The organism is Bradyrhizobium sp. BRP20 (assembly GCF_020194215.1).
GTDB lineage: Bacteria > Pseudomonadota > Alphaproteobacteria > Rhizobiales > Xanthobacteraceae > Bradyrhizobium > Bradyrhizobium yuanmingense.
In genome coordinates this window covers 1-9447 of the sequence record NZ_JADYVY010000043.1, presented here as the reverse complement: position 1 = coordinate 9447, position 9447 = coordinate 1, and the positions used below count along the sequence as shown (strand labels likewise).

The following is a 9447-nucleotide window of genomic DNA, read 5'->3' as shown; positions in this document are numbered from 1 at the left end:
GCTTGATATCTCGCAACGCCGAAGCCCACAGCGTCAGCGTATCTTCAACTGACGCGCCACCAATCATCAGATCCCGAATCATGGTCGCCCATGGATTCAGAACCTTCAGGAAGATGCAACTGTAATGCTAGCGCAAAGGGTACAGTGAGCGACGAAAAGCCGTAGCCAATGGCTCCATTTACAAAGGCAGCAAAACACGTCGTTGCGGCCAGAAACCAGATAGCAGCATCAAACTCAGGCATTTCCTTAATTTTCCCACTCCAGAAGGTCGGGTCACACGTCGGGGGAGCCAGCGCGGCCATTGGTCATCGGGTTGCGGCAGATGCTGAACATTCCCTTAGCAGCTCCGCCCTTCTTCACAATGGCAGCGGCCGTTTTTGCGTTCAGCAGTTGCTCTTGTTCTCGACTTCGATCGTGCAACGTCAAGCTGTGCTGCACTTCCCGATACCCGGCAACGATCATTCAGCCAAAACGCGTCGGCTTGTTTCTCGGCTTGTCGATCAATGGTCCTGGTATCGAAAGCCGTAAGTGCGTCGGCCATGGATACGGGCCGTTCCCACGGAATTGAACGCGTGTCGACCCCTAAGCGGTTCAGCGCCATCATTTTTCGGCTAGCAACGCAACGCGGTTAGACGGAACCAAACAATTCTCCTTCAAGAGCCCTTGGATAAATAGCAACGCACCTTTTGTCAGCGAGGATCAATTCCCTTCTCCCCCGGCGATGTCGAGCTTGGGCATTCCGCTGCCTTGAAATGTACGGTGAAATTCACCTTAGCGGAGCAGCCGGGGATCACCGATGTGTTCTTCCGAGCCCGCGATAGCCGCCAAGCTCGGCACCACGGGCGTGAAGATCTCAATGCGTAACGGAGCGTGAAGCGATCGCAGGCTCCCTCGCTTGACACTGAGCGAACCTGGATTGAATTTATCGTCATTGCTTGGCCAGCTGGGGATCAGCAGCGCCGGTGAGGCCGAACTCGGCGGTGTTCTTCGCGCGGCCGGAGCTCGCGTCGGCGCGGTGGTCCGACGCGAACACGACATAGACCGCCGGCAGCACGAAAAGCGTGAACAGCGTGCCGACAGTCATGCCAGCGACGAGCACGAGCCCAATCGAGAAGCGGCTCGCGGCGCCAGCTCCCGTTGCAGTCAACAAGGGTATGAAGCCCGTGACCATTGCCGCCGTAGTCATCAAGATTGGACGCAGTCGGACGCGCGCCGCCATCTCTATAGCCGAGCGACGGTCAAGTCTCTCCTTGAGCTGCAGCTCATTGGCGAACCCAACCATCAGGATGCCGTGCTTGGAAATCAACCCCACCAGTGTCAACAGTCCGACCTGGGTGTAGATGTTCATAGTTGCCCAGCCAAAAAATGGCGGGATCAAGGCGCCCACGATTGCCATCGGTACGCTGATCATGATGATGAAGGGATCGCGCAGGCTTTCGAACTGCGCCGCAAGCACCAAAAAGATGATGATGATTGCAAAAGCAAAGGTAATCGCCAGTTGGTTACCCTCGTGCACATATTGGCGGGCGTCGGCGAGAAAGTCGTGGCTGAAGCCAGCCGGAAGTTTGTTTGCCTCGGCTTCTAGGAAGTCCACAGCCTGACCGATCGTGACGCCGGGCATCGGCACGGCCTGAAAGGTCGCGCAGTTGAGCTGATTGTAGTGGGTGAGCGCGTTCGGATCGGTCGCAGTCTCGATGGAGACCACAGTAGACAGCGGGAGCATCGCTCCCGTCGCAGTCTTCACATAATAGCTCCCGATTGCTTGCGGCGCCAGGCGTTCCCCACGTGGCACCTGCGGGATCACCTGGTAGGAGCGACCCTGCAAATTGAAGCGATTGACGTAGTTACCGCCAAGTAAGGTGGCGAGCGCGCTCCCGATGGTCTGCATGGTGATGCCAAGCTCGTTGGCCTTGGATCGATCAACCTTGATTCGTACCACCGGCTGGTTGAACTCGAGGTCGGAGTCGCTCACCATGAACAGACCGCTCTTGCGCGCGGCATCCTTCAGCTTCGACATCTGCTCGTAGACGGATTGGAAGCCAAGCGTCGAATTGATCACCATCTGCACTGGTAGGCCATCAGTGCCGCCGGGAAGTGGCGGCAAGCTAAAGGCAAACGCGTTAATCCCTTCGATTTTCGACAGCTCCGCTTGGAGAAGGGACTTTAGGACGGTCGATGATCGCTTGCGCTCGTCCCATGGCTTGAGCAACATGCCGGCCATGCCACTCTGCTGGCCGCTAACGCCATTGAGCACGAAACTCAAATCAGTTTCGGAAAATTTCCGTAACGCCTTCTCAAGCTTGGTACCATAGTAGTCGAGGTAGTCGATATTGGCGTATTTTGGCGCCTTGATTAGAGCGAATACTATACCTTGATCCTCCTCGGGTGCCAGTTCCTTGGAAATATTCATATAGAGAAAGCCGACGAGGCCCAACATGGTCAGCGCAAACAGCCCGGTAATCGGACGATAGTCGAGCGAGCGGTCGAGCTTGCGGCCGTACCATCGTGTCATGGCGCCGAACCCGCGGCTCACAAATCTTGCGACCCGCCCCTCCTCAGCGCGCTGCAGGAAGAGCGAGCACATCATCGGCGACAGCGTCAATGCGATCACGCCCGACACGATCACCGCTCCGGCTAGCGTAAACGCGAACTCGCGGAACAGGGCACCGGTGAGGCCGCCGAGAAATCCGATTGGGGCATATACCGCAGCCAAGGTAATCGTCATGGACACAACGGGGCCGACGATCTCTCGCGCGCCCCTCGTAGCCGCTTGGACAGGCGGCGCACCTTCTTCTAAATGGCGATGAATATTCTCCACCACCACGATCGCGTCGTCGACCACGAGACCGATCGCGAGAACCATGGCAAGAAGGGTCAGGAGATTCAATGAAAACCCGAGCGCCAGCATCATGCTGCAGACACCAACGAGCGACAAAGGAATGGTGACTACAGGAATGATGACCGACCGCAGAGAGGCCAGGAATAGGAAGATCACCGCCACCACGACAACGACGGCCTCAATGAGCGTCTTCTCTACTTCATCGATCGACGATTGAATGAATTTGGTGGAGTCGTAGGCCACTTTCATCTTCAGTGACGGCGGCAAGTTACGCTCCATGTCTGGAAACAGAGCCCGAACGCCTCGCACTATGTTTAGCGGATTGCCTTGCGGGCTGGCCCGAACGCCGATAAAGACCGCGTGCTCGCCGTTCATGGTGACGCTAATGTCTCTGGTCTGGGCGGCAAGCTCGACTACGGCAATGTCCTCCATGCGCACAAAGCCGCCGTCATTGGCTTTGACGATCATGCGCTTGAAGTCATCGACACTCCGCAGATCCGTGTTTGCAGTAACATCGGAGATAGTGAAATTGCCCTTGGTCTGGCCGGCCGCAGCCTGGAAGTTGTTAGCGGCGATTGCAGCCGAAACTTCAGCCGGCGAGACGCCGTGCCCTGCCATTTTCGCAGGATCGAGCCATAGCCGCATCGCAAAACTCTGACCGCCCAGGATGTCCGCCGCTGCGACGCCATCCACGGTTGCCATAACGGGTTGCACGACGCGCGAGAGGTAGTCGGAGATCGCGCTTGCCGTCAATTCCTCGCTGGAGAACGCGATATACATGACAGCGGTGGTTTGACCGGTCGATTTGGTGATGACCGGATCGTTTGATTCCTTTGGGATCAAATATTTGACTGAGTTGACCTTGGAGAGCACCTCGGTGAGCGCCTCGTTGGGATCAAAATTCAGCTTGATGTAGACTTGGATCGTCGAGGTACCGAGCACCGATGAGGAGCTGATGTAGTCGACGCCCTCGGCGGAAGCGACGGCCTGCTCGAGGGGAGTCGTGATGAACCCCTGGATCATGTCGGCGGAGGCGCCAGGATAGGAAGTAGTAATATTGACGACCGTATTAGATAGCTTGGGATATTGCCGGATCGGCAGTACGGTCGCCGCCCGAAAGCCGATCAGCAAGATCAGGAGGCTAACGACAATAGACAATACCGGACGTTTGATGAAGAGCTCGGTAAATGCCATCTCGACTCGCATTTCCAGAGGGGGATGCAAATACGCCAGCAAATTGCGGTACAGCAATGATCATTAATGCGGCGACTGCGCTAAAGCCCGTAATATGAGGGAAGCGTTATCGGCTACTCTAAGGAATCACACGTTGCTGAGCATAGCGTGCCCGATCCTCCGCTTCTTCATCTTCGTCGCTTGAATGAAGGTTGGTTGCGCTGTTCTGATCGCTCATCGCGATCTCGAATAGTGGGCACCTTCTTAAGGCACAGCCCCCCAAGTCTTTTTGCGTGCAACCGGCTAACGGTCAGACTCAAGATGTTCGTCCTCACACCTGATTGGAACGCAACGACTTCTAGCAAGGCGTCACTTCGGGCTTCGCGCCGCCCCGTCGATCGAATGATCCGGGTTCGAGATCTAAAGTACAAACGACCCGACGGGTGCTCAACTCTACAAAGGTAAGTGGGAAATATAGAATGGGCTGCAAAACACTATACCAAGGTTTGTCGAAACGCTCGCTGGTCGCAGCCCCGCGAAGTGTGACCTTGCCAGAGGCAAAATTCTCGGGCCTACAATATTCCGCAAGCCCCCCTCTCGCATCGCTAACTCGCTGAACAACTTTGCTCGGAGTTCGCCCTTGGCACCAATCGACACGTCTGTCGGAACAGTTGGCTTGAGCACTTCTTCCAGCTCAACATGCTGCGTAATGTTGGCTACGCAGTGCGCTATGGAGTTGGCAACGCCAGTATTACCTTGTCGGTCAGCCGAGTCGATCCAACGTAGGCTGCTGCACAAAGCGCCGCGGGGCGTCGCAGTGGACTGTCGGCGGCACCGTCCACAAGTTCCAGATACTGGAGTCGGTCAACTGTCTCTAAATGCCCCTTGGCGATCGCAATTGGCCTTTCTCCCGAGCGGAATTCATCGAGCGCGGCGGAGAGTCCACGATTGAACGCAAGGGCCCGCTGACGTTCTTCCTTGCCGAGATACTGGTTGCGACTGCTCATCGCGAGCCCATCCTGCTCGGCAGCGGTTGGTACGGTGACGATCTCGATTGGGAGATTGAGATCAACCGCGCCATGCGACGCACGACTGCGCATTGGCTGAAAATCCTTCTGGCCAAAAAAAACAGCACGTCGGGCTGCACCATGTTCAACAACTGACATACGACAGTAGCGACACCGCGAAAATGTCCACGCCTGAAGCCTCCGCACAGCTTTGGCGAGGTCGCCCGGTTCAATGTAAGGTCTCGAAATGACTCGGATAAACTTCCTGTGCATCCGGCGCAAAGTGGAAGGCAACACCGGCGTCGCGGCACAGTCCCTCATCCTGCAAGAAGTCGGGCGTGTAGGTGCTGAGATCCTCGTTCAGTCCGAACTGAGTGGGGTCGACGAAGATGCTGACGTTCGATCGCCGGGCTCAATCAAGCCAGCCCGGCGCCGGCCCGACTGAGCGCATAGCCGCGCGACAAAATGCGCGCGCTCATCATCCTCGTATGCCGGCGGGCCCGGAAGTCGAGGTCGCCCTCTTCTACTGAATGAAAGGGGTGGCCTCAGTTAGTGGCCTTACTTTGCCAAAACCAGGATCGCAGTCGAGCGCGGCCTCAACGTCAGAGGGCGACTCTTCGCTTAAACCATTTCCTTGGTAGGCCAATGTAGTAGCCACGCCTCCGAAGTTCCGGCTCGGACCTGTGGAGCGTTTCGCAAATGGATTCCACAGGCGCGCCTGCATCAACAAGCTCGCGCAACAGTTCATCTTCCCGTCTGGTCCAGCGAGGAGAGCGGAGAGCCGCCTTCAATTTAGCCTCTTAGCCCGAATTCATGCGGTTCTAGAGAAGAACTGTCCGCCAGCCCCGGCGAGCCTGTTCCGTGCCGAGCGCATTGCCAAGCTTGGCCTGCGATCTCCGCGTTCGTGTTCTGGAGTGCGCAGTACAGTCCCAATCAGGATGACAAAACTCATCTGAACAGATTTAAGTGTGATCAACTGTATGGCCTCCGATAGCGTCGCCTCGGCTCTCCCAATGATCGTGTCCTCCTCAACAATGCCGGTGGAGGAATTCCTTCGAAAGCTATACGTTGGCATAGCCGAGCTGGTCCTATGCCAACGAAATTTTGGAGCCACTAGGACTCACCCAGACCGTGACGGACAACCTGTGAGATGGGCGTGCGGCCCTGGAGTGAACCTGCGTGCGATAGCCTATTGCGGATTCCGATCGATGTCGCCCAGGATTGAACGAACCCGCTACGCGGGAGTGGGGGCAAGCCTGCTGAACTGAGGTGTCCTGTCTGAGAGGATGTTGGTCTTCGCACCACCCCTCTCAAGACAGGAGACCCAGATGGCTATGATGAGCCCTCTTCGGCAGCGCATGATCGAGGACATGACGGTCCGCAATCTGTCGCCGTCGACTCAACAATCCTATATCTATGCGATCGCAAAGTTTAGCCGGCATTTCGGCTACGCCCCGGACCGGTTGAGTTTCGAGCAGGTCCGCGCCTACCAACTGCATCTCATCGGTCAAAAGCGTTCGTGGTCCCACATCAATCAGGTGGCCTGCGCGCTGCGGTTCTTCTACGGCGTCACACTCGGGCAGACGGAGGCATTCGAGCGGATCATCGGTGGCCAGAAGCCCGACAAGCTCCCGCTCGTGCTTAGTGCCGAAGAGATCGAGCGCTTCCTGGACGCGGTTACAGGGGTGCGCAATCGCGTCGTGCTGGCGACGGCTTATGCGGCTGGCTTACGGGTTAGTGAAGTCGTCCGCCTGAAGGTGAGCTCGATCGACAGCAAGCGAATGTTGATCCACATCGAGAACGGCAAGGGCGGCAGGGATCGTTACGCGATGCTTTCTCCGCGACTGCTGGAGATTCTGCGTACGTACTGGATGCGAGCCCGACCGGGGCTGTGGCTATTTCCAGGCCAAGACCCAAGTGAACATGTCAGCGTCCGCTGCGTCCAGGCGGCCTGCCGCGCCGCCCGCCGCCGCGCTCGGCTTGCCAAGCCGATTACTGTCCATACGCTCCGGCACTCGTTTGCGACCCATCTCCTCGAAAGCGGGATCGACATTCGCATCATTCAAGTTCTGCTCGGACATGCCGAGCTGGGATCGACCGCGCGCTACGCTCAGGTTGCGACCAATCTGCTCGCCCGCACGACCAGCCCATTCGATGGACTCTCCGTCAGGGTGATCCCACCCGACTGAGCTGCGCATATGCGCCCCGTGCTCGAGGTGGCGGACATCCTCCGCCGCCACGGCGGCGCGTTCCGTGCCGCGCAGGGTCCTCGGCTGTCCTCCGATCAGCGCCGTGTGATGGCGGCCATCGAGGCGTGTCGCACAGCGACGCTCGGCGGCCACGTCGAGCGGTGCGACGACTGCGGCCTGGTCCGCGTCGCCTATAACAGCTGTCGCGATCGGCACTGTCCAAAGTGCCAAGCGCTCGCGCGCGCCCAATGGCTCGCCGAGCGCCAGGCCGACCTGCTGCCGGTCCCCTATTTCCATGTCGTCTTCACCGTGCCGGCGCCGGTGGCCGCCATCGCGCTGCAGAACAAGACGGTGCTCTACGACATCCTGCTCAAGGCAGCAGCCGAGACGATCCGTCTCATCAGCGCCGACCCAAAGCATCTCGGTGCCGAGACCGGGATGATCGCCATTCTCCATACCTGGGGCCAGACCCTGACGCATCATCCGCATGCCCATTGCCTCGTGCCAGGCGGCGGGATCGCCCCGGATGGAAGCTGGGTTCATTGTCGCCCCGGCTTCTTCCTTCCCGTTCGCGTCCTGTCACGATTGTATCGTCGGCTGTTCCTGGAGCGCCTGCAGGCGGCGTTCGATGGCACCAAGCTCCAGTTCTTCGGCCATCTCGCGCACCTCGTCGAGCCAGCGGCATTTGCCCGCCATCTAAACGCCCTCCGCAAGGTCGAGTGGGTCGTCTACGCCAAGCGTCCCTTCGGCGGACCAGAACAGGTCCTGGCCTATCTCGGGCGCTACACCCATCGCGTTGCGATCGCCAACGGCCGGCTCCTTACCTGTGACCAGGGCCACGTCCGCTTCCGGTGGAAGGATTATCGCGCTGGCAACAAATCCAAAGTGATGACGCTCGATACTGAGGAGTTCCTTCGTCGCTTTCTGCTCCACATATTGCCGAAGGGATTCCGCCGCATCCGTCATTTTGGTTTCCTGGCGAACGCCTGCCGCGCCGCCAAACTCGCGCGCATCCGAGGCGCGCTTGAGGCGCCACAGCCACCTCCGCCTGCCGAAGCTGTCGACTATCGTGAGCGCTGCGCCATCCTCCTTGGTCACCGCCTCGACTTATGCCCCATCTGCGGAGGCCGCATGGTCGAGATTGGGCCTGTGCCGCGTGCGCCAGCGCAGCGACGCGCAGCACCTCGCTGCGACACATCATGACCGACGACCTCGACTTGTTCGCTCCCACTGCACGCGCTGCCCTGCCGACGTTCTCCGTCGGAACGATCAAGCACGCTCACAACGCCCGGCGAACGGGCGATAGTCAGCCGTCTGGGCTTGACGCGCCGTTCGACGCTATCGACGGCGGCATCCTTTGCTGCCAACATCAGCGACAATCTGCGGCCACACTCGCTCGCGGGCCCGACATCGGGTCAATCGCGCCTACCGGCGCCTAGATCGAGCCCCCATAGGTCCGCGCTCACAAGACGCGGCTTCGTTCAATCCAGCTTCAAATAGGTCCCGCGCTGGACTTGCGGCGAGATCTGCGACGCGGGACCTATTTGAACCCTCCAGTATTCCGAGATGATCTCGCCCACCATTCCGATTTGAAGTCGCCCACCCGTTCCGAGATGATGTCGCCCACCATTCCGGGATGATGTCGCCCGGGTGACGAGACCTCTTCTGGCTCCCATAGGGTCAACCTTTCGGTTTTGCGAAGGGGGACCCTGGATGCCGACGGAGAGGCTTGCGATGCGCCGTGTGCGCGATGTGATCAGGATGAAGGCGGCTGGGCTGCCGAGCCGCGAGATTGCTCGGCGGATGGGCGCGGCGCCCTCGACAGTGCGGCTGACCATCCGGCGATTCGAGGCCGCAGGCCTGAGCTGGCCGTTGCCCGACGAACTCACGGACGCGGCCCTGGAGGCCCGCCTGTTCGCCAAGACCGGCAACGGTAACCGGCAGGGTCATCGCCGCATCGCCGAGCCCGACTGGGCGGCGGTGCACCGCGAGCTCAAGCGCAAGCATGTGACGCTGTCGATCCTGTGGGAGGAGTACATCGGCGCCGAGCCCGGCGGATACCGGTACTCGCGCTTCTGCGAGCTTTACCGCGCCTGGGAGGGACGCCTGTCCGTGACGATGCGCCAGGCGCACGCGGCCGGCGACAAGCTGTTCGTCGACTACGCGGGCGACGGCGTGCCGGTGGTGGTCGACCGCCTCACCGGCGAGCGGAGGACGGCGCAGATCTTCGTCGCCGTGC

Annotated in this window: 7 protein-coding genes and 1 pseudogene; 3 read left to right on the top strand and 5 right to left on the bottom strand. The window is 59.3% G+C overall.

What is annotated here, in order from left to right; genetic code table 11:
- Positions 1 to 44: 44 nt before the first annotated feature.
- From I6F33_RS37320 to I6F33_RS38740, 5 genes and pseudogenes are all read right to left on the bottom strand, one after another.
- Entirely contained in the window at positions 45 to 242 is a 198-nt protein-coding gene (locus I6F33_RS37320; RefSeq protein WP_225145754.1) for a hypothetical protein, read from the bottom strand.
- Between the two features lie 31 nt (positions 243 to 273).
- Complete coding sequence (locus I6F33_RS37315) at positions 274 to 462, bottom strand: hypothetical protein (protein WP_225145753.1); 189 nt, start codon at positions 460 to 462, stop codon at positions 274 to 276.
- 466 nt (positions 463 to 928) lie between these two features.
- Positions 929 to 4033, bottom strand: a complete 3105-nt coding sequence (locus tag I6F33_RS37310; protein ID WP_225145752.1) for an efflux RND transporter permease subunit — start codon at positions 4031 to 4033, stop codon at positions 929 to 931.
- A gap of 707 nt (positions 4034 to 4740) precedes the next feature.
- Positions 4741 to 5252: pseudogene (locus tag I6F33_RS37305) on the bottom strand (pantoate--beta-alanine ligase).
- Entirely contained in the window at positions 5249 to 5383 is a 135-nt protein-coding gene (locus I6F33_RS38740) for a pantoate--beta-alanine ligase (RefSeq protein ID WP_369418497.1), read from the bottom strand. The pseudogene I6F33_RS37305 and the gene I6F33_RS38740 overlap by 4 nt, the downstream one beginning before the upstream one ends.
- 964 nt (positions 5384 to 6347) lie before the next feature.
- On the opposite strand from I6F33_RS38740, the gene I6F33_RS37300 reads away from it, so the two are divergent.
- From I6F33_RS37300 to I6F33_RS37290, 3 genes are all read left to right on the top strand, one after another.
- Positions 6348 to 7208: a site-specific integrase gene (locus I6F33_RS37300; protein ID WP_225145751.1), complete on the top strand. Its 861-nt coding sequence runs from the start codon at positions 6348 to 6350 to the stop codon at positions 7206 to 7208.
- Positions 7209 to 7217: 9 nt separating this feature from the next.
- Entirely contained in the window at positions 7218 to 8411 is a 1194-nt protein-coding gene (locus tag I6F33_RS37295; RefSeq protein ID WP_225145750.1) for an IS91 family transposase, read from the top strand.
- A gap of 531 nt (positions 8412 to 8942) precedes the next feature.
- On the top strand, positions 8943 to 9447 hold a 505-nt coding region (locus I6F33_RS37290), incomplete at its 3' end, for a helix-turn-helix domain-containing protein (RefSeq protein WP_225145755.1).

What these genes read in the sequence shown, in the direction of transcription:
- I6F33_RS37315 (WP_225145753.1), bottom strand. Translation starts at nt 462, where the DNA reads ATGATCGTTGCCGGGTATCGGGAAGTGCAGCACAGCTTGACGTTGCAC.
- I6F33_RS37300 (WP_225145751.1), top strand. Translation starts at nt 6,348, where the DNA reads ATGGCTATGATGAGCCCTCTTCGGCAGCGCATGATCGAGGACATGACG.
- I6F33_RS37320 (WP_225145754.1), bottom strand. Translation starts at nt 242, where the DNA reads ATGCCTGAGTTTGATGCTGCTATCTGGTTTCTGGCCGCAACGACGTGT.
- I6F33_RS37295 (WP_225145750.1), top strand. Translation starts at nt 7,218, where the DNA reads ATGCGCCCCGTGCTCGAGGTGGCGGACATCCTCCGCCGCCACGGCGGC.
- I6F33_RS37310 (WP_225145752.1), bottom strand. Translation starts at nt 4,033, where the DNA reads ATGGCATTTACCGAGCTCTTCATCAAACGTCCGGTATTGTCTATTGTC.